Annotated in this window: 22 protein-coding genes; 11 read left to right on the top strand and 11 right to left on the bottom strand. The window is 72.7% G+C overall.

Features of this window, described 5'->3' with window-relative positions; genetic code table 11:
* Window positions 1-10 precede the first annotated feature (10 nt).
* The 6 genes from SA2016_RS01690 (at window position 11) to SA2016_RS01665 (ending at window position 6,336) form a co-directional block, all read left to right on the top strand.
* Entirely contained in the window at window positions 11-265 is a 255-nt protein-coding gene (locus tag SA2016_RS01690; RefSeq protein WP_066501820.1) for a DUF6458 family protein, read from the top strand.
* A 180-nt stretch (window positions 266-445) separates the two neighbouring features.
* Window positions 446-1,237 carry a DeoR/GlpR family DNA-binding transcription regulator gene (locus SA2016_RS01685; RefSeq protein ID WP_066501817.1) on the top strand — a complete coding sequence of 264 codons (792 nt, stop codon included), beginning with the start codon at window positions 446-448 and terminating at the stop codon, window positions 1,235-1,237.
* Entirely contained in the window at window positions 1,234-2,196 is a 963-nt protein-coding gene (locus tag SA2016_RS01680) for a 1-phosphofructokinase family hexose kinase (RefSeq protein WP_066494632.1), read from the top strand. The genes SA2016_RS01685 and SA2016_RS01680 overlap by 4 nt, the downstream gene beginning before the upstream one ends.
* 12 nt (window positions 2,197-2,208) lie before the next feature.
* The gene (locus tag SA2016_RS01675) at window positions 2,209-4,239 is read left to right on the top strand and encodes a PTS fructose transporter subunit IIABC (RefSeq protein WP_066494631.1); all 2,031 of its coding nucleotides are present in this window, start codon (window positions 2,209-2,211) and stop codon (window positions 4,237-4,239) included.
* A 25-nt stretch (window positions 4,240-4,264) separates the two neighbouring features.
* Window positions 4,265-5,977, top strand: coding sequence for a phosphoenolpyruvate--protein phosphotransferase (ptsP, locus tag SA2016_RS01670; protein ID WP_066494627.1), 1,713 nt, complete (start codon window positions 4,265-4,267; stop codon window positions 5,975-5,977).
* An 80-nt stretch (window positions 5,978-6,057) separates the two neighbouring features.
* Window positions 6,058-6,336: an HPr family phosphocarrier protein gene (locus SA2016_RS01665; RefSeq protein ID WP_066494625.1), complete on the top strand. Its 279-nt coding sequence runs from the start codon at window positions 6,058-6,060 to the stop codon at window positions 6,334-6,336.
* Window positions 6,337-6,416: 80 nt separating this feature from the next.
* Here SA2016_RS01665 and SA2016_RS01660 read toward each other — a convergent pair whose 3' ends face one another.
* The 4 genes from SA2016_RS01660 to SA2016_RS01645 are packed head-to-tail and all read right to left on the bottom strand — an operon-like array spanning window position 6,417 to window position 9,257.
* A complete protein-coding gene (locus SA2016_RS01660) occupies window positions 6,417-7,793 on the bottom strand; it encodes an FAD-dependent oxidoreductase (RefSeq protein WP_066494624.1) in 1,377 nt (458 codons plus the stop codon).
* Complete coding sequence (locus tag SA2016_RS01655; protein WP_084249697.1) at window positions 7,790-8,152, bottom strand: arsenate reductase ArsC; 363 nt, start codon at window positions 8,150-8,152, stop codon at window positions 7,790-7,792. The genes SA2016_RS01660 and SA2016_RS01655 overlap by 4 nt, the downstream gene beginning before the upstream one ends.
* A 53-nt stretch (window positions 8,153-8,205) precedes the next feature.
* A complete protein-coding gene (locus SA2016_RS01650; protein WP_066494621.1) occupies window positions 8,206-8,907 on the bottom strand; it encodes an aquaporin in 702 nt (233 codons plus the stop codon).
* On the bottom strand, window positions 8,904-9,257 hold the full coding sequence (locus tag SA2016_RS01645; RefSeq protein WP_066494620.1) for an ArsR/SmtB family transcription factor: 354 nt from the start codon (window positions 9,255-9,257) through the stop codon (window positions 8,904-8,906). Before SA2016_RS01645 ends, SA2016_RS01650 begins: the two co-directional genes overlap by 4 nt.
* Window positions 9,258-9,592: 335 nt before the next feature.
* Here SA2016_RS01645 and SA2016_RS01640 point away from each other — a divergent pair, with 335 nt between their 5' ends.
* On the top strand, window positions 9,593-11,272 hold the full coding sequence (locus SA2016_RS01640) for an MFS transporter (RefSeq protein ID WP_229710690.1): 1,680 nt from the start codon (window positions 9,593-9,595) through the stop codon (window positions 11,270-11,272).
* 74 nt (window positions 11,273-11,346) lie between these two features.
* Here SA2016_RS01640 and SA2016_RS01635 read toward each other — a convergent pair whose 3' ends face one another.
* On the bottom strand, window positions 11,347-11,982 hold the full coding sequence (locus SA2016_RS01635; protein WP_066494619.1) for a pentapeptide repeat-containing protein: 636 nt from the start codon (window positions 11,980-11,982) through the stop codon (window positions 11,347-11,349).
* A gap of 86 nt (window positions 11,983-12,068) precedes the next feature.
* Between SA2016_RS01635 and SA2016_RS01630 the strand changes: the two genes are divergently transcribed.
* Both SA2016_RS01630 and SA2016_RS01625 read left to right on the top strand, forming a co-directional pair.
* Window positions 12,069-13,076: a D-2-hydroxyacid dehydrogenase family protein gene (locus SA2016_RS01630; protein WP_229710691.1), complete on the top strand. Its 1,008-nt coding sequence runs from the start codon at window positions 12,069-12,071 to the stop codon at window positions 13,074-13,076.
* A 117-nt stretch (window positions 13,077-13,193) separates the two neighbouring features.
* Window positions 13,194-14,666 (top strand): HNH endonuclease signature motif containing protein, encoded by a 1,473-nt coding sequence (locus SA2016_RS01625; protein WP_157089099.1) that lies wholly within the window; start codon window positions 13,194-13,196, stop codon window positions 14,664-14,666.
* 28 nt (window positions 14,667-14,694) lie between these two features.
* Here SA2016_RS01625 and SA2016_RS01620 read toward each other — a convergent pair whose 3' ends face one another.
* Genes SA2016_RS01620 through SA2016_RS01610 form a run of 3 tightly spaced genes read right to left on the bottom strand, consistent with a single transcriptional unit; the run spans window position 14,695 to window position 17,886 of the window.
* Window positions 14,695-15,453, bottom strand: coding sequence for an SDR family NAD(P)-dependent oxidoreductase (locus tag SA2016_RS01620; RefSeq protein WP_066494615.1), 759 nt, complete (start codon window positions 15,451-15,453; stop codon window positions 14,695-14,697).
* A gap of 34 nt (window positions 15,454-15,487) precedes the next feature.
* Window positions 15,488-16,396: an NAD(P)-dependent oxidoreductase gene (locus SA2016_RS01615; RefSeq protein WP_066494614.1), complete on the bottom strand. Its 909-nt coding sequence runs from the start codon at window positions 16,394-16,396 to the stop codon at window positions 15,488-15,490.
* A 26-nt stretch (window positions 16,397-16,422) separates the two neighbouring features.
* Window positions 16,423-17,886 (bottom strand): four-carbon acid sugar kinase family protein, encoded by a 1,464-nt coding sequence (locus SA2016_RS01610; protein WP_066494613.1) that lies wholly within the window; start codon window positions 17,884-17,886, stop codon window positions 16,423-16,425.
* A gap of 135 nt (window positions 17,887-18,021) precedes the next feature.
* Here SA2016_RS01610 and SA2016_RS01605 point away from each other — a divergent pair, with 135 nt between their 5' ends.
* Window positions 18,022-18,723, top strand: coding sequence for a FadR/GntR family transcriptional regulator (locus SA2016_RS01605; RefSeq protein WP_066494611.1), 702 nt, complete (start codon window positions 18,022-18,024; stop codon window positions 18,721-18,723).
* Here the strand turns inward: SA2016_RS01605 and SA2016_RS01600 are convergent.
* Complete coding sequence (locus SA2016_RS01600; RefSeq protein WP_066494609.1) at window positions 18,713-19,546, bottom strand: putative protein N(5)-glutamine methyltransferase; 834 nt, start codon at window positions 19,544-19,546, stop codon at window positions 18,713-18,715. The genes SA2016_RS01605 and SA2016_RS01600 overlap by 11 nt on opposite strands.
* A 46-nt stretch (window positions 19,547-19,592) precedes the next feature.
* Here SA2016_RS01600 and SA2016_RS01595 point away from each other — a divergent pair, with 46 nt between their 5' ends.
* Window positions 19,593-19,802, top strand: a complete 210-nt coding sequence (locus SA2016_RS01595) for a dodecin (protein ID WP_066494607.1) — start codon at window positions 19,593-19,595, stop codon at window positions 19,800-19,802.
* Between the two features lie 6 nt (window positions 19,803-19,808).
* On the opposite strand, the gene SA2016_RS01590 is transcribed toward SA2016_RS01595, so the two are convergent.
* Complete coding sequence (locus SA2016_RS01590; RefSeq protein WP_066494605.1) at window positions 19,809-20,444, bottom strand: VWA domain-containing protein; 636 nt, start codon at window positions 20,442-20,444, stop codon at window positions 19,809-19,811.
* Complete coding sequence (locus SA2016_RS01585; protein WP_066494602.1) at window positions 20,381-21,448, bottom strand: substrate-binding domain-containing protein; 1,068 nt, start codon at window positions 21,446-21,448, stop codon at window positions 20,381-20,383. Before SA2016_RS01585 ends, SA2016_RS01590 begins: the two co-directional genes overlap by 64 nt.
* Window positions 21,449-21,626 lie beyond the last annotated feature (178 nt).

Raw genomic sequence — 21,626 nt, 5'->3', positions numbered from 1 at the left:
GGAGCTCATCATGGGCATCGGTGCGTCAATCTTCCTCATCGCCATCGGCGCGATCCTCGCATTCGCGGTGACGCCGGGCCTCATCCCGTTCATCGACCAGACACTCGTGGGCTACATCCTCATCGGCGTGGGCGTCCTGGGGCTGGTCGTCTCGCTCGTCATGATGGGCAGCTCGCGCCCGCGGCGGCGGGTCACCGAGTCGCGTCAGCTGGTGGACCCGGAGACCGGCGAAGCCGTCACCCGGCGCGACAGCCGCGAGATCTAGGCGGCCCAGGGACCCGGACGGGCCCGGCGGAGCGCGCGCTCCGCCGGGCCCGTCTGCGTTTATGTGGAACCCCTTGACTTTCCAACATAAACGCAGATACAGTCAATCAATCCCACATTCGTGTGATGGAGACCACAGGCTGGACGAGGGGCTCAGAGAGGAGAGGTGCCGGGCATGTCGATGTTCGCAGAAGAGCGTCAGCGGCTCGTCGCCGACCGTGTCGCCGAGGTCGGCCGGGTGAGCGTCACCGAGCTCGCCGAGCGCTTCTCCGTCACCACCGAGACCGTGCGCCGCGACCTCGCGGCGCTGGAGTCCGCCGGCGTGCTCCGTCGCGTCCACGGCGGCGCCGTCCCGGCCGAGCGCAGCGCCACCGCGGAGGCCAGCCTCCTTGAGCGGCAGATCCAGAACCTCCTCGAGAAGCGGGCCATCGCGGACGCCGCGGCGGACCTCATCGAGTCCTCCCGCGCCGGCAGCGTCCTCCTGGACGCGGGCAGCTCCACGGAGGCGCTCGCGGAGCGCCTCATGGGCGCTCCCCTGGACGGCGCTCCCCTCGTCGTCGTGACCAACGCCCTGCCCATCGCGGACAAGCTCGCGGCGGATGCGAACCTCAACGTCCAGCTGCTCGGCGGCCGGATCCGCCCGCTCACCCGGGCGGCGGTGGGGCCGGCGACGGTCGACGCCGTCGAGCGCCTCCGCCCGGACCTCGCCTTCGTCGGGGCGAACGGCCTGCACGCCCAGTTCGGGCTCAGCACGCCGGACGTCGAGGAGGCCGCCGTCAAGGCCGCCTTCGTGCGCTGCGCGCGCCGCGTCGTGGCCCTCGTGGACCACACCAAGTTCGGCGTCGAGGCGCTCGTGCAGTTCGCGCGCCTCGACCAGCTGGACGCCATCGTGACCGATCGGGCACCCGAGGGGGACGTCGCCGACGCCCTCGCGGACGCCGGAGTCGACGTACTGGAAGCAGGGAAGCAATGATCGTGACCCTCACCGCGAACCCGAGCCTGGACCGCACGGTCGAGCTGGGCGCACCCCTGCTGCGGGGCGAGGTGCAGCGCGCCGTCTCGGTGCGGCAGGAATCCGGCGGCAAGGGCGTGAACGTGGCCCGCGCGCTGCGCGCCTCCGGGCTCGACACGCTCGCCGTCCTCCCGGGGGATGCCTCCGATCCCGTCGTCGCCGGCCTCGCCGCCACGGGCGTGCCGTACGCGGCGCTGCCCATCGGGGCGCCGCTGCGCTCGAACGTGGCCCTCACGGAGCCCGACGGCGTCACCACCAAGGTCAACGAGCCCGGCCCCGAACTCTCCCAGGCCCTCCAGGAGGCCCTGCTCGCCCTCCTCGTCGACCGCGCCCGTGGGGCCTCCTGGGTGGTCCTCGCAGGATCGCTCCCCCCGGGGGTTCCCGAGGACTTCTATGCCACGGCGGCCGAGCGCCTGCGCTCGGCCGCCGACGGAAACGCGCCGAAGATCGCTGTCGATTCTTCCGGCGCGCCGCTCGCGGCCTCCCTCTCGGGCAGGCCAGAGCTGCTCAAGCCCAACGCGGACGAGCTCGCGGAGCTCGCCGGACTCGTGGGCCTGAAGGACACCGGCACACCGGCCGAACTCGAGGCCTCCCCGGCGCTCGCCGCGAAGGCGGCACGGGCGCTCGTGGACGCCGGGGTCGGAGCGGTGCTCGCGACCCTCGGGTCGAAGGGCGCCGTGCTCGTCACACGGGACGGCGCGTGGCACGCCACGCACCTGCCCATCAGGGCCGTCAGCACCGTCGGTGCCGGCGACTCCTCACTGGCCGGGTACCTCCTGGCCGACTCGACTGGGGCGGACGCCGAGGGCCGCCTGCGCCAGGCAGTGGCCCACGGGGCCGCCGCCGCGTCCCTGCCGGGATCCACCGTCCCGGCAGCGAACCAGACCACCCCCTCTGCCGTGACCGTCACGGCCCTCTGAGAAGGACTCATCATGACCGAACTCATCGCCCCCGAGCTCGTGGTGCTCGATGCGTCGCTGGGCTCTTCCCCCGCCGACGTGATCAGGCACCTGGCCGGACTCGTTGCGGATGCCGGCCGCGCCACAGAGGTGGACGGGCTGTTCGCGGACGCCTGGGCGCGCGAGCAGAAGACCGCCACCGGCGTCCCCGGAGGCATCGCCATCCCCCACTGCCGCTCCACGGCTGTGACCGAGCCGTCGCTGGCGATGGCCCGCCTGTCGCAGAAGGTCGGATTCGGCGCGAAGGACGGCGACGCCGACCTCGTGTTCTTCATCGCCGCCCCGGAAGGCGCGGACCAGGAGCACCTCAAGCTCCTCGCGAAGCTCGCCCGGAGCCTCATCAAGAAGGACTTCACCGCGTCCCTGCGGGCAGCGGCTTCGCGCGAAGAGGTGGTCGCGCTCGTCAACGAGGCCCTCGGACTCACCGCAGCAGGCGAGCCGACAGCGGCGGGCGCCGCACCCGGAGAGAGCCAGACGCCCTCGTCGTCCACGAGGCGCATTGTCGCCGTCACCGCCTGCCCCACCGGCATCGCGCATACCTATATGGCCGCGGACTCCCTCGTCGCCGCTGGGAAGGACAAGGGAATCGACGTCCAGGTCGAGACCCAGGGCTCGGCGGGCTCGACACCGCTCCCGCAGTCCGTCATCGACGCCGCCGACGCCGTGGTCTTCGCCGTGGACGTCGATGTGCGTGGCAAGGAGCGCTTCGCGGGCAAGGCGTACGTGCAGTCGCCGGTCAAGCGCGGCATCGATGAGCCGGGCGTCATGCTCGACGAGGCCCTGGCGGTTGCCGCCGACCCGAACGGCCGGCGGATCGCCCGCGGAGCGGCCGGCGCGGCGTCGTCCGCCTCCGGTTCCGAGACGAGCGAGTCCGTCGGAAAGAAGCTCAAGCGAGCGCTGCTCACGGGTGTGAGCTACATGATCCCGTTCGTCGCCGCGGGCGGCCTCCTGATCGCGCTCGGCTTCCTCCTCGGCGGCTACGACATCACGAAGTACGCGGACACGATCGTCCTCAAGAACAACGTGTTCAGCCTCCCGACCGAGTTCGGACCGCAGGCCTGGGGCCCCCTCGGCGCCTACCTCGGTGCTGTGCTGTTCAAGATCGGCGGCCTGTCGATCGGCTTCCTCGTCCCGGCCCTCGCCGGGTACATCGGCTACGCCCTCGCGGACCGGCCGGGCATCGCCCCGGGCTTCACCGCGGGCGCCGTGGCGGGCTTCATGGGCGCCGGGTTCCTCGGCGGCATCGTGGGCGGCCTCCTCGCCGGCTACACCGCGCACTGGCTCGCGTCCCTCCCAGCACCCCGCTGGCTGCGCGGCCTCATGCCGGTCGCGATCATCCCGCTCGTCGCGTCCATCGTGGCCTCCGGCCTCATGTTCGTGGTGCTCGGCGGTCCCATCGCGGTGGTCACGAAGGCCCTCAATGACTGGCTCACAGGCATGAGCGGTGCCGCCGCCGTGATCCTCGGCGTCATCCTCGGCCTCATGATGTGCTTCGACCTCGGCGGCCCGGTTAACAAGGTCGCGTACTCGTTCGCCGTCGCCGGCCTGAGCGCGGCGAGCGCGACCAACGCTGCGCCGTACCACATCATGGCTGCCGTCATGGCCGCGGGCATGGTCCCGCCGCTCGCCATGGCCCTCGCCACGGTGCTCGACCACAAGAACTTCAACGCCACCGAGCACGAGAACGGCAAGGCGGCGTGGCTCCTGGGGGCCTCGTTCATCTCCGAGGGCGCGATCCCGTTCGCGGCGGCGGACCCGCTGCGGGTCATCCCGGCGTCGATGCTCGGCGGCGCGCTCACCGGAGCGCTGTCGATGGCCTTCAACGTCTCCTCCAAGGCCCCGCACGGCGGCATCTTCGTCTTCTTCGCGATCGACAACTTCTTCCTCTGGGTCGTCTCGATCGCGGCGGGCGTCGTCGTAACCGCTCTGGCAACCATCGCCCTCAAGCGATACGTTGGCAAGAAGGCGCCCGAGGCCGCGGAGCCCGTGCCCGTCGCCGCCTAGCGAGAGAGAGTTCGAGGTCTTGATGATGGAGCAGTTTCACGGTGTCGGCGTCACCCCGGGGCGTGTGATCGGGCGGGTGCGGCAGATGCCCGCACCGGTCGCAGAGCCCGCGGCGGGGCCCGTCTCCGGCGGGCTGGACGCTGCCGCGGAGGGCGAGCGGATCCGCTCGGCGTCCAAGGCGGTCCAGGCGGCGCTGAAGGCCCGCGCAGCGTCTGCCTCGGGGGACGCGAAGGGCGTCCTCGAGGCGACCGCCCTCATGGCGGCGGACCCGATGCTGGTCAAGGGCGCCGTGAAACTGCTCGACCCGTCCGCGGACGGCGGGTCCCGCTCGGCCGAGCGGGCGGTGTGGGAGTCCGGCGCCGCGGTCGCGGACAAGCTCAAGTCCCTCGGCGGCTACATGGCCGAGCGGGCCACCGACGTCCTCGACGTGCGCGCCCGGATCGTCGCCGAGCTGCGGGGGCTCCCGGCCCCGGGCATCCCGGAGTCGGATGAGCCTTTCGTCCTCGCCGCCGAGGACCTCGCCCCCGCGGACACCGCGACCCTCGACCCCGCCAAGGTCACCGCCCTCATCACGAGCGGCGGCGGCCCGCAGTCCCACACCGCGATCCTGGCCAGGGCCCTCGGCCTGCCGGCCGTCGTGGCGGCGCCCGGGGTCGAGGCGATCGCGGACGGCTCCGAGGTCTACGTCGACGGCGCCGCGGGCACGGTCCAGACCGAGCCCGGGGAGCACGAGCGGGACGCGGCGGCCGCTTGGACCACCCAGGCGGCCGCCCTGGCCGCCGGGTTCGCCGGAAACAATCGGCTCGCCGACGGGCACGCCGTTCCGCTGCTCGCCAACGTGGCCACCGGCAAGGACGCGGCCAAGGCCGCCGCTGCCGGCGCCGAGGGCGTGGGCCTGCTGCGCACCGAATTCTGCTTCCTCGACCGGGACACCGAGCCCACCCACGAGGAGCAGGTGGCCGCCTACACGGCGGTGTTCAGGGAGTTCGCCGGCAAGAAGGTCGTGATCCGCACCCTCGACGCCGGCGCCGACAAGCCCCTGCCGTTCCTGACCAACGCGGACGAGCCCAACCCGGCCCTCGGCGTGCGCGGGTACCGCACCGACTGGACCAGCCCGGGCGTCCTCGCCCGCCAGCTCGCCGCGATCGCGCAGGCGGCGCAGGAGAACGAGGCCGAGATCTGGGTCATGGCCCCGATGATCGCCACGACGGACGAGGCCGCCCACTTCACCCAGCTGGCGAAGGAAGCCGGGCTCAAGACGGCCGGCGTCATGGTCGAGGTCCCCTCCGCGGCCCTCACGTCCTCGCACATCCTCCAGAACGCCGACTTCGCCTCGCTCGGCACGAACGACCTCACGCAGTACGCGATGGCCGCGGACCGCATGCTCGGCCCGCTCGCCCACCTCAACGACCCGTGGCAGCCGGCCGTGCTGCACCTCATCAAGGCAACGTGCGACGGCGCCGCGGCGGCTTCCGCGGCCACCGGCACCGCCAAGCCCGTGGGCGTCTGCGGCGAGGCCGCGGCCGACCCCGCCCTCGCCGCGGTGCTCGTGGGCCTGGGCGTCACGACCCTGTCGATGTCGCCGCGCGCCCTGACCGCCGTCAACCGGGTCCTGGCCACCATCACCGTCGAGGAGGCCCAGCGGCTCGCCGCCCAGGCCCTCGCCGCCCCGACCGCCGAGGCCGCCCGCGACGCCGTGCGCGGCAGCCTGCCGATCCTGGACGAGCTGGGCCTGTAGGCCCCCGGTACCGGGCCGCCGCGCCGACACTGTACGCTTCCTCCACCAGCCCGACTCCCCCCAAGAACAAGGAGCACCACATGGCAGAACGCACCGCAACGATCGGCTCGCGCGTGGGCCTGCACGCCCGCCCGGCGGCCATCTTCGCCGAGGCCGCAGGCGAGGCCGGCCTCGACGTCACGATCGCGAAGGTCGGGGAGCCTGCTGACGAGGCCATGGACGCCTCGAGCATCCTCTCCCTGATGAGCCTGGGCGCCGAGTACGGCCAGCAGGTTGTGCTGCGTGCGGAGGGCCCGGGGGCGGACGAGGCCCTCGCCAAGCTCGTGACGGTCCTCGAGACGGACCACGACGCCGAGTAGGCCCCCCAGGCCCCTGCCCGCCTGAACGGGCGCAGGAGCGCGGCCGGATCCCTTCGGGGACCGGCCGCGCTCCTGTCTGTTCAGAGCCTGGCGCCCTCAGCGGACCGGCCGTGCCGCAGGCCCGTCGGGAAGCCGATCGAGACCGGAGCAGGGGCCGGCGCGCCGCAGCATGATCCGGCGAGAGCGGCCTCGTCGGCGGTGCCGTCAGATCCGACGCCCGAGCACACCCCTGTTGCCGGCAGCTCGAGCTCGACCGCGGCGGCGGCCGCGTCGTCGCCCGCGAGCGCGGCGGCGATCGAGCGGACCTGCTCGTAGCCTGTGGCCATGAGGAACGTGGGGGCCCTGCCATAGGACTTCATGCCGACGATGTAGAAGTCGTTCTCAGGGTGGGCGAGCACCTCTGCGCCATGGGGCTCGACCGTGCCACACGAGTGGAAGTCCGGGTCGATCAGCGGGCCCAGGCGCCGCGGTGCGTCGACCGCCGTGTCGAGGTCGAGGCGGATCTCGGACAGGATCGTGAGGTCGGGGCGGAACCCGGTGGCGGGGATGAGCCGGTCGACCTCGAGGGCGCGCCCATCGGCGGCGTGGACCCGCAGGCGCCCGTCGATGACCTCGAGCCGTGCTGTGCGGAAGCCGGTGAGGAGCTCGACGGCCCCGGAGCCGACCATGCTCTGCAGTCGCGTGCCGAGCTGGCCGCGTGCGGGCAGCTCGTCGGCGTTCCCGCCGCCGTACGCATGGGCGGGGGTCGCAGCGCGGATGGCCCACACGACTTGCGTCCCGGGGTGCGTCCGCGCGAGCTGGGCGAGCGCGAGGACGCTGTTGGCGGCCGAATGGCCGCCGCCCACCACGAGGGTCCGGCGCCCGGCGAAGCCCCCCGCGGCGACGTCGGCCAACGGCGCCGTGACGAGCCCCGCCGCGGTCGCCTCCTCCTCGCCGAGCGCCGGGAGGCCGGAGGATCCGAGCGGCGCGCGGTGCTCCCACGTGCCGGAGGCGTCGACGACGGCCCGGGCAAGGACCTCGGCCACCGTCCCGTCCGGACGCTGGACGCGCAGGAGGAAGGGCGCCTGGTCACGGCCGAGGCTGCTCCCCTTGTCCCGGTCCTGCCGCGCGACCGCGAGGACGCGGTGGCCGGTGCGGATGCGGCCGGCGAGCTCAGGCGTGGCGGCGAGGGGCTCGAGGTAGTCCTCGACGATCTGGGCACCGTAGGGGAGCGCCGTGGGCCGGGGCGCCTCCCAGCCGTGCCGCTCGAGCAGGCGCACCGAGGCGGGGTCGAGGTTGTAGCGCCAGGTGGAGAAGACCCGCACGTGGCCCCACTCGCGCATGGCCGATCCGACGGCGGGGCCGGCCTCGAGGACGAGCGGCTCGAGGCCGCGTTCGAGAAGGTGTGCCGCGGCGGCCAGGCCGACGGGCCCGGCCCCGATGACGGCGACGGGGTGGTCGGTGGGGATCGCGGTCATCGCTGCGCCCCTCCGGCCGGGAGCAGCTCGGCAATGAGGGCCTCGACTCGGGACCTGATCTCGTCGCGGATGGGGCGGACGGAGCCGACGCCCTTGCCGGCGGGATCCTCGAGCTCCCAGTCCTCGTAGCGCTTGCCGGGGAAGATCGGGCAGGTGTCCCCGCAGCCCATGGTGATGACCACGTCGGAGTCCTTCACTGCCTCGGTCGTGAGGACCTTCGGCTTTTCCGCCCGGATGTCGATGCCCTCCTCGAGCATCGCCTCGACGGCGGCGGGGTTGACCGTGTCGGCGGGCGCGGAGCCGGCGGAGCGGACCTCGATCCGGCCCGCGGAGAGGTGGTTGAGGTAGGCCGCGGCCATCTGGGACCGGCCGGCGTTGTGGACGCAGACGAACAGGACAGAGGGCTTGTCGTTCACAGGAGGACCTCTCGATCGGCCGCCGCGGCGGCACGGGTGGCGATGGACGGGTAGAGGAGACGGACCAGCAGGAACCCGAGGGCGCCACCGGCGAGCTGGGCGAGGATGAATCCGGGTGCGGAGGCGGGGGCGATCCCGGCGAACGTGTCGGTGAGGGTCCGGGCAATCGTGACGGCGGGGTTGGCGAAGCTGGTCGAGCTCGTGAACCAGTAGGCCCCCGCAATGTAGCCGCCGACCGCGAAGGCGACCCGGTCGGCGCGGCCGGAGCGGACCGTGCCGAAGACGACCAGCAGGAGCCCGAGGGTTGCGATGACCTCGCCCAGCCACAGTCCGGGGCCGTTGCGTTCATGGCCAGAGGCCGAGACGGCATCCAGGCCGAACATCAGGTTCGCGAGCACTGTCCCGAGGAGCCCTCCGAGGATCTGAGCCGCGACCAAGGAGACTGCCGTCATCGTCCCGATGACGCCCAGGGCCCGTTCGACGAGCGTCACCACAGGGTTGAAGGAGGCCGAGATGGGCTGGAGCGCGACGATCAGCGCGACCAGGGCCGCGCCGGTGGCGAGGCTGTTCTCCAGCAGGGCCAGGCCCGGGTCTGCCGGAGAGAGGCGCGAGGCCATGATCCCGGAACCCACCACGGCCACGACCAGGAAGGCCGTGCCCACGAACTCCGCAACGGCGCGGCGCAGGGGCAGGCTCACTTCCCGGTGCCCGCCAGCAGGGCGGCGAGGCTTCCCAGCGCCTCATTCCGAGCCCGGTAGTACACCCAGACTCCGCGCTTCTCGCGCTCGAGCAGCCCCGCATCGTAGAGGATCTTCAGATGCCGGCTGATGGTGGGCTGGGAGAGGTCGAAACTCTCATTGAGGTCGCACACGCAGGCCTCCCCTCCCTCGTGCGCGGCGATGAGGGACATGAGCCGGAGGCGCACCGAATCGCCCAGGGCCTTGAGCACCGGCGCAATCCTCTCGGCCTCGGCGCGGGAGAGCGGCTTGCCGGAGACGGGCGAACAGCAGGCGGCGGCAGGCGTGGGCACAGCATCCACGATCGACATATTGAGATATTTGCATGTTTACATATCCGAGCGCAAGGACACCGTTCACACATGCCCCTACCTCATCAAAGGTCACAACTCAATAACCATCTGCCAGTGACGTTCACCACACTGCGGCGCGGTGGAGGCGTGCGGCGGCAGGACGGCGTCGTCCGCGCGGAGAACCCCGGAATCATGCGGCTGCTGAAGGCCCGGGGCACCCTGGCGCGGAGACGGCTCCCGTGGGCGGCCCCACGCGCGCGCGTGAGCCAGGACACTCCCGAAATCAACCTTTCACTCTCAGATCGAAAGGCCCTGGACTAAACTTGAATGCCATGTCACGAGACCAGCGTCAGATGACCGAGCCACAGCGCCCCCGGCGCGTGGTGTTCCGCAAACGAAAGCTCAGGGTCGACGACGTCAACGTCGTCGACCAGCCGATGCTCAAGAGGGCCATCGGCGGGACCATCGTGGGCAACACGATGGAATGGTTCGACGTGGGCGTCTTCGGATACCTCATCACCACCATGGGACCTGTGTTCCTGCCCGAGGCCGACCGCACGGTCCAGACCCTCTTCCTCCTCGGGACGTTCGCAGCGACGTTCATCGCCCGTCCGGCCGGCGGCGTGTTCTTCGGCTGGCTCGGCGACAAGATCGGGCGCCAGCGCGTGCTCGCGATGACCCTGATCACCATGGCGTCCGCGACGTTCGCCCTCGGCCTCCTGCCCGGCTACGCGCAGATCGGCATCTGGGCGGCGATCCTCCTCGTCGCCATCAAGCTCATCCAGGGCTTCTCGACCGGCGGCGAGTACGCCGGCGCCACCACGTTCGTGAGCGAGTACGCGGCGGACAAGCGCCGCGGCTTCCTCGCGAGCTTCCTCGACATGGGCTCCTACATCGGATTCGCCCTCGGCGCCGCGATCGTCTCCGTCCTCCAGCTCAGCCTGGGCCAGGACGCCATGGTCGCGTACGGCTGGCGCATCCCGTTCCTCATCGCCGGCCCGCTCGGCGCCATCGCGATCTGGTTCCGCCTCCGCATCGAGGAGAGCCCCGCCTTCCAGGCGGCCCTCGACGCCCAGGAGAACATGACCCGCGAGCTCGCCACGCATGACGAGATCGCAACCAAGGGCCCCCTGCAGATCGTGCGCAGCTACTGGCGCCAGATCATCGTGGCCATGGTCCTCGTCGCCGCGGCGAACACGGTGGGCTACGCGCTCACCTCGTACATGCCGACCTACCTGACAGAGTCCAAGGGCTACGACGAGCTCCACGGCACGATCCTGACGATCCCCGTGCTCGTGGTCATGAGCCTGTGCATCCCGCTCACCGGCAAGCTCTCCGACAAGATCGGCCGCCGCCCGGTGCTCTGGATCGGCGCCGTGAGCACGATCGTGCTCTCGATCCCCGCGTTCCTGCTCATCGGCGTGGGCTCCATCCCGGCGACCCTCGCCGGCCTCGCACTGATCGCGTTCCCCGTGACGTTCTACGTGGCCAACCTCGCCTCGGCCCTGCCCGCGCAGTTCCCCACGGCGAGCCGCTACGGCGCCATGGGCATCGCGTACAACTTCGCCGTGGCCATCTTCGGCGGGACCACGCCGTTCATCATCGACGCCCTCATCCAGTCCACCGGCAACGACATGATGCCGGCGTACTACCTCATGGCCACCTCGGTGGTCGGCGCGGTGGCCATCTGGTTCCTGCGCGAGTCCTCGCAGCGCCCGCTGCCCGGCTCGCTGCCGAGCGTTGACACCGAGGCCGAGGCGCGCGAGGTGGTCGCGCACCAGGAGGAGAACCCGCACATCGACCTCGAGCACATGCCGCTCCCCGAGGTCCCCGTCGCGCTGGCGGACGACGGCGTGGCGCTGCAGCTCCCGCTCGACCACCCGGCTGCCGTCGAGGCCGCGCAGGAGGCCGGTGTGGACCTGGAGGCCACCGCGCTCGAGGCCCAGGTGTCCGGCGAGGCGCCGGTCGCGTCGGGCCCGATCTCCGGCCCGGTGCCCGAGGTCCCGATGGCTCCCGCCTCCGTCAAGAACTGAGGGCCCTCAGCCCTCGACGGCGATCCCGAGCCGCGCTGCCATGAGCTCCGCGAGCTCGGCGGCCTGGAGGCCGCTCACGGTCGCCCCGCGGAGCCCGTCGATCCCGGACACCCGGGAGAGGCGGGCTCCTCGCATGTCCACATGCTCGAAGGATGCCCCCTGGCGTCGAGCGCATCGATCTGGGTGCCCTCGAAGGCCACGCGCATCGCCGACGCGTGGCCGAGATCGAGCTCCTCGATCGCGCAGTCCTCGAACTTCACGTCGCGCAGCCGGGCGCCGCGCAGGTTGACGTAGCCGAGCTTGCAGCCGCGCACGAGGACGCCGTTCAGCTCGGCGTCGTACAGCTCCGCGGAGCCGATCCTGGAGGCCTCGATCTCGACGCCCCGCCAGCGGCTCCGCGGTGCCGGCAGGCTGGGGGCGTTGAGCCGCTCGAAGCGGCAGTCGAGGAAGGAGACCGAGCGGAGGTCGGCGTCGTGCGCCGTGACGTCACGGAAGGCGCACTCCGAGAAGGTGGCGGCGCCGAGCTCGCGGCCCGTGAAGTCCGCGCCGTCGAAGGCGAGCCCCTCCGTGCGGTGCCCGGCCTCCGGGTCGCCCGCGAGACCGGGCTCGAGTCCCTCGAGGAGCAGCGGTTCGAGGCGTGGGGCGCCCTGGTCCCGGGCGCGCGGGCCGGCATTCCGGGCGGGGCGGGGGGAGCGGATCGAGTCTGCCATGCGTCGAGGGTAGCCGCGCCGCCGCGAACCCGGCAGGGCCATTCCGCACGCGCCTGAATCCGGCTGGACGGAACTAGGCTGGGCGCATGGCTTCCCTCACAGGCATCCAGGGACTGAAGATCGCGGTCCTCGACGACTACCAAGGCGTGGCCCGGGAGATGGGCGGGTTCGCCCGGCTCGAGGACGCGGGCGCCGAGGTCACCGTGTTCCGCGAGCACCTGGGGCACGACGACGGCGCCGTGGCCGCCGCGCTCGCCCCCTTCGACGTGCTCGTGGCCATGCGCGAGCGCACGCCCCTGACGGCGGCGCGGCTCGAGCGGCTGCCGAACGTGAAGTTCATCGTCTCGACGGGCCGGCGCAACGCGTCGATCGACCTCAAGGCGACGGCCGCCCGCGGCATCCCAGTCTGCGGCACCGGCTATCTCCCCTCCCCCGCCGCCGAGCACACGTGGGCGCTCATCCACGCGGCCGTGCGCCGGCTCGACGCCGAACTCGGCTCGGGCGGATCGGGCTGGACGGGCGACGGCGGCTGGCAGACCACCGTGGGCCGGGGCCTCGAAGGTGCGCGGCTGGGCCTGCTGGGCCTGGGCAACCTCGGCAGCCGGGTGGCGCGCGTGGGCCTCGCATTCGGGATGGACGTCATCGCGTGGAGCCAGAACCTCACCGACGAGCACGCGGCGGAGGTCGGCGTGCGCCGGGTCGGGAAGGACGAGCTCTTCGCCGAGGCGGACATCCTCTCGATCCATCTGGTCCTGTCGAAGCGGACGCGGGGTCTCGTGGGTGCCGCGGAGCTCGCACTCATGAAGCCGGATGCCCTGCTCGTGAACAGCTCGCGCGGGCCGATCGTGGACGAGGCTGCGCTCGTGGAGGCCCTCGAGGCGGGCCGGATCGGCGGCGCGGCCCTCGACGTGTACGACGTCGAGCCCCTGCCGGCCGATCACCCGCTGCGGACGGCGCCGCGGACCTTCCTCACCCCGCACATCGGCTATGTCACGCGCGAGCAGTACGAGGTCTTCTACCGTGATGCTGTGGAGGACATCGAGGCGTGGGCCGCGGGGTCGCCGGTGCGGGTCATGGAGCTTCCGCCCAAGTAGGCAGATCCGTTCGACGTATACATCTTCTCTCCTGCAGTCTATCTATCGAATACATTTTCGGATAGAATAGAGCGGGAGGGGGTGGCGTGCGTGGGGATCACAGCATATTCAGTGGCGGTGCCGGACGAACTCTCGTTCACCTCGCGTCGCCCGGCGGTGCTCGGGGGCCTGCTGGCCCTGGACCCCACCGCACTGGACACGGCTCGAGGAGTGGCGGAAGCGCTCGAGGCGTTCGCGGACTTCGACGCGTACAGCGCCGCGATGCGGGCGTTCCTCGTGGACCGGTGTGCGCAGCTCATCTCCGAGGAGCCGCTCGAAGGCCGGGACGGCCAGCCCGCCAGGCTCAACGGGGACATCGCCCACGCTGTTGCGGTGTCCGAGGTTGCCCTCCTCCAAGGAACCTCCGAGGCGGCTGCTGCGCGTACAGTGAACTTCTCCCAGGCCCTCGTGGGCCGTCATCCCGCGGTGCACGAGGCGCTCCTCTCCGGGGACCTCACGGAGGCGCACGCCCGGATCATCGTCGAGCAGGCGTCGACTCTGCCCCAGACTGCGGCCGAGCTGTTCGGCATCGAGGCGCTAGGGCGCCTTCGCACCCGCAAGGGCCATCGGCGCACGCCGAGCGAGCTTCGCCGCAACGTGCTGGCCCTGCGGGAGCGACTGCACCCCGAGTCCATCACTCGACGCCGCACCCATGCGGAGACCGATCGCGGAGTCTGGCTGCGCTCGGAGGACGACGGCATGTGCACGCTGACCGCCCTCCTGCCGGCCGAGATCGGCATGGCCGCCTTCCACCGGATCGACGTCATCGCGAACAGCGCCCACAAGGCCGAGGGCGAGTACCGCACCACGCCGCAGCTTCGCGCCGACGCGTTCGCCCGGGCCCTGCTCGAAGCGGGTGGCACGACCGAAAGGCCAGCCCTTGCGACGCACGGCGCCGGCCCGTCACCCGTGGCGGTGCCCTCACCGGAGGGCCTCGCGGACCTCCTGCGGCCAGAGATCGTGGTCCATATCCCCGCCGCAGTGCTCCTCGGCGCTTCGGATGATGCGGCCGAGCTCGAAGGCTACGGCGTCGTCGACGCGCACACCGCCCGAGGGCTGGCGGCCGCGGCGCCGACGTGGCAGCGCCTTTGGACCGACAGCGAAGGGGTGCCCGTGAAGCTCGGCAGGACAGCGTACCGGCCGCCGGATTCCCTCAGACGCTTCATCCGCTATAGGGACGGAGCATGCCGCGTCCCAGGATGCATGCGCGCCGCGCGCCGCGCGGAGATCGACCACACGGTCGAGTGGCAGGACGGGGGCAGCACCGATGCCGACAACCTTGCTCTTCTGTGCCCCAAGCACCACGCGCTCAAGTCGCTCGCGCTGTTCACGCTCGGACGCCGGGCATCCGGCGACCTCGTGTGGACGACGCTCCTCGGCTTCGGCCATCCCTCGGAACCCTCGGACCGCGATCACATCCTGGGTCCACGGAGCGCGGATCTTCCGGTTCGGCCCGGCGAACTGTCCCAGCCGTCCGGACCACCCCTACCGCCCGAACCTGGGCATAGACCGCCGCCGGAACAGCGTCCGGAAGAACCGCCCCCCTTCTGACGCGCGGCCGCCGGCAGACCGGCGCGGCCTAGCGCTTGGGGCGCCGCGCCGGGCCGCCGAGGACGCGGTCGGGCAGCACGGCCGCGGCCGCGCGGACGGCCTTGTACCGCAGCGACGGGACGGACACGGAGCGGCCGGCCAGGTTGTCGCGGAGCCCGTCTCGGACCACCCGCTCGGCGCGGAGCCATGCCCAGCCGGGGATCCACCGCGTCTCCATGCCCATGCGGGCATGGAACTCCGTGCGCACAAACCCCGGGCACAGCGCGGTGACGAGCACCCCGGAGCGCCGATAGTGCACGTTGGCCCACCGGCTGAAGGCGAGCAGCCACGCCTTGGCCGCCGAATAGGTCCCCCTCGGCAGGAAGGCCGCGACGCTCGCCACGTTGACGATGCGGCCCTCCCCCCGCGCGAGCATGCCCGGGAGCACGGCCCGGGTGGTCTTCAGCGCGGCCTCGACGTGGAGCCGGAGGTGGTGGACCTCCTCCTCGACCGGGGTGTGGTGGAAGTCGTGGAGGAGCCCCAGGCCGGCGTTGTTGACGAGGATCCCGATAGGCCTCGACGGGTCGGCGAGCCGCGTGGTCACCGTGCCGAGGTCCACGGGGTCGGTGAGGTCAGCGGCCAGAACCTCGGTCGCGACTCCGTGACGGCTGCCGAGCTCCTTCGCCAGGGCGTCCAGGCGGTCCTGGCCACGCGCCACGAGGACGAGATCGTGCCCCTGGGCTGCGAGCTGTCGCGCGAACTCGGCCCCGAGGCCGCTGCTCGCGCCGGTGATGAGCGCCGTCGTCATGCGCCCAGCCTACCGACCCGGCTCAGTCTGCTGCTCAGGCGGTCCGCGGGGCGGGGGCGACGACCTTGATGACGGCCGAGTCGTCCGCCGCCGCGAGGCCGTGGGCCGCGCCGAGCAGGTAGAGCTGCTCGGCGGCAGCGGCGACGGGAGCCGGGAGGCCCACGGAGCGGGCGGCCTTGCCGACGATCCCCATGTCCTTGACGAAGATGTCCAGGCGCGAGAGGACCTCGGCGCCCTCCTCGGTGTAGGCCTCGAGCATGCGGGGGCCGCGGTTGGAGAGCATGAACGATCCCGCGGCGCCGGCGCCGAGGGCCTCGAGCGTCTTCGCCGGGTCGAGGCCGAGTGCATCGGCGAGGGCGAGCGCCTCGGCCGCGGCGGCGATGTGCACGCCGCACAGGAGCTGGTTCACGGTCTTGAGAGCCTGGCCGTCGCCGGGCCGGTCGCCCACCACGGTCAGGGTGGAGGCGAGGAGCCCGAGGACGGGCCGGGCCTTCTCGAGGTCGGACGGCGCGGCTCCCACCACGATGAGGAGGTCGCCCTCGCCGGCGCGGACCGGGCCGCCGGAGAGCGGGGCGTCGACGAGGCCGACGCCGAGCTCGGCGAGGCGCGCGGCCGTACCGGGGATCGCGTCGGTCCCGACCGTGCTCGTGAGGATCACGACGGCGCCCGGGGCCAGCGCGGCGGCGACGCCGTCCTCGCCGAAGAGGACCGCGTCGAGCTGCTCGCCGTTGCGGACGGCGAGCAGGAGCGCGTCGGCGCCCTGGACCGCTTCCCGGGCGGAGCCGAAGGTGCGGATGCCGGCCGCGGCGGCGAGGTCGAGGCGGGGCTGGGCGATGTCGAAGCCGTGGACCGTGAGGCCAGCGGCCAGACGGGTGGCCATGGGCAGGCCCATGGCGCCGAGGCCGAGGACGGCGACGGTCGTGGCCGCAGACGTGTCAGTCATGGGTGTTCTCCTGTGGACGGAAGCTGTCAGAAGGTGGCGCTGAGGGTCTTGGTGACCTGGGCGAGGGACTCGTCGTCGCCCACGTTGCCGGCGAAGACGATGTACGGGATGCCGCGGGCCGGGCCGTCGACCGGCTCCCACAGGGAGACGATGCCCGGGAGCATGGGTCCGCGCACCATGGCGCGGCGGATCTCGAGACCGTGCGCGGCCACGTCGGAGGAGGTGATGCCGCCCTTGGCGATGACGAACCGCGGGGGCGCCGCCCTGAGCACGCGGTTGACCACGCTGACGACGGCGGCACTCACCGTGCGGGCGATCTCGAGGCTCCGCGCGGGGTCGTCGGCCTTCACGAGCGCGCGGGAGGTGTGGAGGATGACGTCGCCGTCGGCGAGGGCACGGACGACGGCGTCGACGGTCGCCTCGAGGTGGCCTTCGGCCCTGCCGGGCGCGAGCAGCTCGTTGACGTCGAGCTCGACGGTCCGCGCGGAGGAGTGCTGCGCCGTGAGCCGGTCGAGCTGGCGGGTCGTGAGGCCCACGTGGGAGCCGACCACGATGAGGCCGCCCGCAGCGAGGTCCTCTCGCCGGCCGCCCGATGCCAGGTCCCCGTACACGTCCTGCGCGGTCAGGGGCGCGCGGACCTCCTGGCCGATCCGTCCGCGCACGAACGGGGGGCCCACGCGGTACAGGAGCGAGGCGCCCCGGCGCTCGGCCTCGTCGAGGCCCAGGGCGAGGGCGCGCAGGTCGTTCTCGCCGGTGATGTCGGCGACGATGGGGGTCCCGTGCTGGGCGCGGGCGATCGCGTCGGCGATGGCCCCTGCCTCCGCGCGGATGGTCCCCAGGTCGAGCACGATCACCTCGTCTGCGGCCACGCGGCCGCCGGTCTTCTCCTCGACGTAGGCGGGGAGGTAGGAGGTGGAGAAGCCGAACGTGGCGTCCCGCGCGAACTCGGTGTCGCTGACGGGGGTGAGCGCGCCCTCGCCGCTGCGGACGTAGTGCTCGCCGCCGATCGTGACGCGCCCGGCGTCGGGGAACGCGGGGACCATCACGACGCCGTCCACTGCAGCCCCGCCCTGGGCGGCGATGGTCTCGGCGAGCACGTCCGTCTCGAGCGGGAAGTGCCCCCGGAGGGTCGAGTCGCTGCGGCTGACGAAGGCGAGCGGGATGCCCGCCTCGCCGGCCGCCTCGCTCGCGGCCGCGACGACCTGGCGGTTGCGCTCGGCAGCCTCGGCGGGACCGAGGCTGCGCGTGTTGGTGAGGACGTAGACAGCCGCGGGGCGGGCGCCTCGGACGCGCACCGCGAAGGCCCAGCGGAAGTCCTCGACGTCCCAGCGGGTCAGCACGGGCAGGTCCGCCACCGACTGCGTGCCCGTCGGGTCATCGTCGAGGACCACGAGGACGCGGCCCGAACGGGCCACGGCGTCGGCGACCTCGCTGGCGGCGATCTCCCGCTCGGCGGGGTAGGCGGCGAGGGCATCGGCTTCGAGGAGCATGGCGAACACTTCCTTGTGCGGGGGCCTGGGACCGTCTGTCAGATGTCTGACATCTAACGTCGGGTGTTAGAGTGGCACACACTCCGCGGCGGCGCAAGGCGCCCCGTGAATCCGCAGACGCGAGAAAGGGACCCCGTGGCGCGCAAATCCCTCGCGGGCGAGGTGGCCGACGGGCTGCTGGACCGGATCGTGGCCGGCGAGCTGCCCCCCGGCTCCGTGGTGCCCGGCGAGCTCGAGCTGAGCTCGCGGTACGACGTGAGCCGGATGACCGTGCGCGAGGCCATCCGGACGCTCACGGCACAGAACATCCTGCGGATCGAGCGCGGGCGTGGCACGTTCGTCAACCCGCTCGAGAGGTGGAGCTCACTGCACGCCGTCCTCCGCGCGACGAGCGAGGGCACGGACGCCTCCGATGCCGCCGTGCAGCTCATCGAGCTGCGCCGGATGCTCGAGGCGGGCGCGTGCGGGCTCGCCGCCGAGCGGATCTCGGATCAGGACCTCGCAGCGCTGGACGCCCTCGTGGACCAGATGCGCGAGGCGCGCCGGGCCCAGGACCTCGAGCGGTTCGTCGAGGCGGACCTCGCGTTCCACGACGTGATCCTGCACGCCTCCGGGAACCCGTTCGTCGCGGTCCTGTTCGAGCCGCTCAGCCGGGTCCTCGCCGAGCGGCGCTCCGAGACCTCGGCCGTGCCCGAGATCCAGGAGCACGCCATCGCGATGCACGTGGCCGTGGGCGAGGCGCTGCGCCGCCGCGACCCCGAGGCCGCCCGCGCGGCCATGGACGCGCACATGCAGCAGACCCTCGATGACCTGAGGACCTACATCCTCAACCGCTGACGGCGACGATCGCCGTGGCGTCCAGGTCCCCGTCCTCCTCCGCGTGCGCGGCGAGGCGGGCCTTCGCCAGCAGGCCGAGCGCAGGCGCCACCTGCCGCCGGCCCACCTCGATCACGAGGGAGCCCCCGGGCGCGAGCCACTCGCCGGCCTCGGCGGCGATCCGGCGGTGCAGGGCGAGGCCGTCGGCCCCGCCGTCGAGGGAGGCACGCGGCTCATGGTCCCGGGCCTCCGGGGGCATGAGGGCGATCGCGTCCGTCGGGACGTACGGGGCGTTCGCGACGATGACGTCGACGCGGCCGCGCAGCGTGCCGGGGAGCGCCGCGAAGAGGTCGCCCGTGTGCACGCGCCCGCCCCACGGGGCGAGATTGCGGCGCGCGTAGGCCGTCGCGGCCGGGTCGAGGTCCGCGGCGTGCAGCTCGAGCCGCCCGGACGCCCAGCCGCGCCCCCCGCACGCCGCGGCGACCGCTGCCCCGAGCGCCGCCGACCCGCAGCAGAGGTCGACGACGACGGCGGGCGGGCCGCCGCCGTCGTGCGCCAGGGCCGCCACGGCGAGCCGGACGAGCAGCTCGGAGCGGCGCCGCGGGACGAAGACGCCGGGGCCGACGGCGATCCGGAGCCCGCCGAACTCGGCCCAGCCCACGAGGTGCTCGAGCGGCTCCCCCGCAGCGCGCAGGGCGACGAGCTCCTCGAGCCGCCCCGGGTCCTCGGCGGCCTCGAGGAGGAGGGCGGCTTCTTCCTCGGCGAAGACGCAGCCGGCCGCGCGCAGCCGCTCCACGACGTCCGCAAGGAGCGGCCCCGCCGACTCTGGCCAAGCACTGGTCACAGGGTTAGTCTGCCAGCACTGATCCCACCCCAGCCGAGGAGGAGCCATGGCAGGCAACACCTACAGCATCTCGGAGATCGTCGGCACGAGCCCGGACGGGATCGATGCGGCCATCCGCAACGGCGTCGCCGCGGCATCGCAGACCGTGCGGAACCTGGACTGGTTCGAAGTCCAGTCGGTGCGCGGCCACCTCGAGGAGGGCGAGATCAAGGACTGGCAGGTCACGCTCAAGATCGGCTTCCGCCTCGAGCGCTAACCGGCCCTACTGCGTCCGGGCCAGGAGGGCCTCGCTGAACACCTTCGAGATGTCAGCGGGGTCCTTCGCCACGTAGCTGGATCCGCCGGTGGCGGCGGCGATCTGCTTGAGCACGGGCTCGTCGGCGTCGGCGGTGATGCCGATCGTCACGAAGATGACCGGCTTGGCCGGGTCCCTCTCCCTGGCGAAGGCGGCGAGGAGCTGGTCGAGGGTCATCGAGTTCGGCTTCTCGTTGGCCCCGTCGGTGAAGAGGATCACCGAGTTCACGGCGCGGGGATCATAGTTCGCCTTCACGGTGCGGAAGGCCGCGAGCGCGGTGTCGTAGAGGCCCGTGCCGCCGCCCACGAGGCCGCCCAGCGAGGCGATGTCGCCCTGGATCCGCTCCCGCTGGGTCTTGCCGTCGGTCACGGCGTCCATCCTGCGGATCGGGTCGAGCTCCTGGTAGTCCTGCCCGGGGCCGCCGAGGCCCACCGAGAACGCCCACATGCCCAGCTGCGCCGTGTCGGGGAACATCGCAGCGCCCTTCAGCGCGGCCTCCTGGGTGAGCTGCATGCGGGTCTTCCCACCCGCGTCCATGTTCATCGAGCCGGAGACGTCCATGACCACGAGCGAGCGGAAGGGCACCGCCTGGAGGGCCCACATCTTCGTGGCCCGGGTGAGGGGGCCAGAGTCTTGACGGCGCCGACGAACCCGGCGGCCTGGTCCGGGATGGCGCTGCCCGGGCCCCGCAGCCCGCGGGCGGCGAGGGCCGTGCGGCCGGCGCTGTCCGTCAGGGCCGCCGCGAGGGCCTTGGCGGCGTCCGCGGCTCCGGCCCTGCGCGCCGGGTCCGGCGTCGTGACGGCGATCGGATAGTCCGCGAGGGCCGACCCGCTGGCCGGCGTGGACGCGGCGAGCTTCGTGCCCGGCCGGGACGAGGCGTAGTCGATCCACGAGCTCTCGGTCACCACGGCCATCGAGTCCGAGCGCTCGGCGCTGTCCAGGAGCGCCGAGTCCGCCTGCGTCGCCGACGGCTTCTGCGCTGCGCTCTGCGCGAGTGCGCCCAGCGAGCCCGCGAGCGCCTTGGGATCGGACGCCCCGGTCTCGCCCTCGGCGACGGCGCCGGCGAGCGCGGCCCCTGCACTCGCGCTCGAGAGCGGGTCGCCCAGGAGCACTCCGGGAGCGGCCAGGACGGCCGACCAGGTCGCGGGCGCCTTCGCCCCCTTGGCCTGCACGACGACGGCCGGCGAGGAGGCGACGGAGGGCACCGCGATCTCCGGCTTGGGGGCGGCGCTGACCGCCGAGACGCGCGCGGAGGTGTCGGCGAGCCAGAGGTCGGGGGCCTGCGTGCCCGCGGCGACCTTGGCGGCGATGGCCGCCTGGTCGGCCACGTCGACCCTGAACTTCGCGCACGCCGACGGACTGACCCGGCTGAGGGCGTCGTTGACCGCGGGAAGCGTGGTGGAATCGGCGAGGAGGGTGTAGGTCTGGGTCGTGGCGCAGTTCGCTGCCGTGGCCTGGACCAGGCGGGGCACGAACGCCCAGGCTGCCAGCCCCAGGGCCACGAGCGCGGAGGCGACGATGATCACCACCCTCGCGAACCGGTTCCGCCGGCGTCTCGACCGCCAGCCCTTCGTCGTCCCGACCCGGCCTGCGACCCTGCGTCCCATGCCTGCTCTCTCCTCCCACCCCCCGGATTCGCATTGTTCCTCGGGCGCGCGGCGGCCTGCGGGGTGCTGCCCCGCCCGTGCGCGCGCCGGATTGATCCCGTCCATCATAGACGGGCCACCCACCCTCCGAGTGAGCGCACTCACAGGAGATCCGCCGCTGGGCCGCGGCGCGTCCGAG

It is taken from the genome of Sinomonas atrocyanea, assembly GCF_001577305.1.
GTDB lineage: Bacteria > Actinomycetota > Actinomycetes > Actinomycetales > Micrococcaceae > Sinomonas > Sinomonas atrocyanea.
Note: the sequence above shows the minus strand (reverse complement) of the source record. Positions and strands in the feature narration are given on the sequence as shown.

Coding starts and splice junctions, on each gene's coding strand:
- SA2016_RS01610 (WP_066494613.1), bottom strand. CDS start 17,886: ATGCTCCTCGAAGCCGATGCCCTCGCCGCCTACCCCGCCGAGCGGGAG.
- SA2016_RS01645 (WP_066494620.1), bottom strand. CDS start 9,257: ATGTCGATCGTGGATGCTGTGCCCACGCCTGCCGCCGCCTGCTGTTCG.
- SA2016_RS01680 (WP_066494632.1), top strand. CDS start 1,234: ATGATCGTGACCCTCACCGCGAACCCGAGCCTGGACCGCACGGTCGAG.
- SA2016_RS01585 (WP_066494602.1), bottom strand. CDS start 21,448: ATGGGACGCAGGGTCGCAGGCCGGGTCGGGACGACGAAGGGCTGGCGG.
- SA2016_RS01615 (WP_066494614.1), bottom strand. CDS start 16,396: ATGACTGACACGTCTGCGGCCACGACCGTCGCCGTCCTCGGCCTCGGC.
- SA2016_RS01675 (WP_066494631.1), top strand. CDS start 2,209: ATGACCGAACTCATCGCCCCCGAGCTCGTGGTGCTCGATGCGTCGCTG.
- SA2016_RS01655 (WP_084249697.1), bottom strand. CDS start 8,152: ATGGCCGCGGCCTACCTCAACCACCTCTCCGCGGGCCGGATCGAGGTC.
- SA2016_RS01630 (WP_229710691.1), top strand. CDS start 12,069: ATGGCTTCCCTCACAGGCATCCAGGGACTGAAGATCGCGGTCCTCGAC.
- SA2016_RS01685 (WP_066501817.1), top strand. CDS start 446: ATGTTCGCAGAAGAGCGTCAGCGGCTCGTCGCCGACCGTGTCGCCGAG.
- SA2016_RS01665 (WP_066494625.1), top strand. CDS start 6,058: ATGGCAGAACGCACCGCAACGATCGGCTCGCGCGTGGGCCTGCACGCC.
- SA2016_RS01660 (WP_066494624.1), bottom strand. CDS start 7,793: ATGACCGCGATCCCCACCGACCACCCCGTCGCCGTCATCGGGGCCGGG.
- SA2016_RS01595 (WP_066494607.1), top strand. CDS start 19,593: ATGGCAGGCAACACCTACAGCATCTCGGAGATCGTCGGCACGAGCCCG.
- SA2016_RS01635 (WP_066494619.1), bottom strand. CDS start 11,982: ATGGCAGACTCGATCCGCTCCCCCCGCCCCGCCCGGAATGCCGGCCCG.
- SA2016_RS01690 (WP_066501820.1), top strand. CDS start 11: ATGGGCATCGGTGCGTCAATCTTCCTCATCGCCATCGGCGCGATCCTC.
- ptsP (WP_066494627.1), top strand. CDS start 4,265: ATGGAGCAGTTTCACGGTGTCGGCGTCACCCCGGGGCGTGTGATCGGG.
- SA2016_RS01620 (WP_066494615.1), bottom strand. CDS start 15,453: ATGACGACGGCGCTCATCACCGGCGCGAGCAGCGGCCTCGGGGCCGAG.
- SA2016_RS01640 (WP_229710690.1), top strand. CDS start 9,593: ATGACCGAGCCACAGCGCCCCCGGCGCGTGGTGTTCCGCAAACGAAAG.
- SA2016_RS01590 (WP_066494605.1), bottom strand. CDS start 20,444: ATGTGGGCCCTCCAGGCGGTGCCCTTCCGCTCGCTCGTGGTCATGGAC.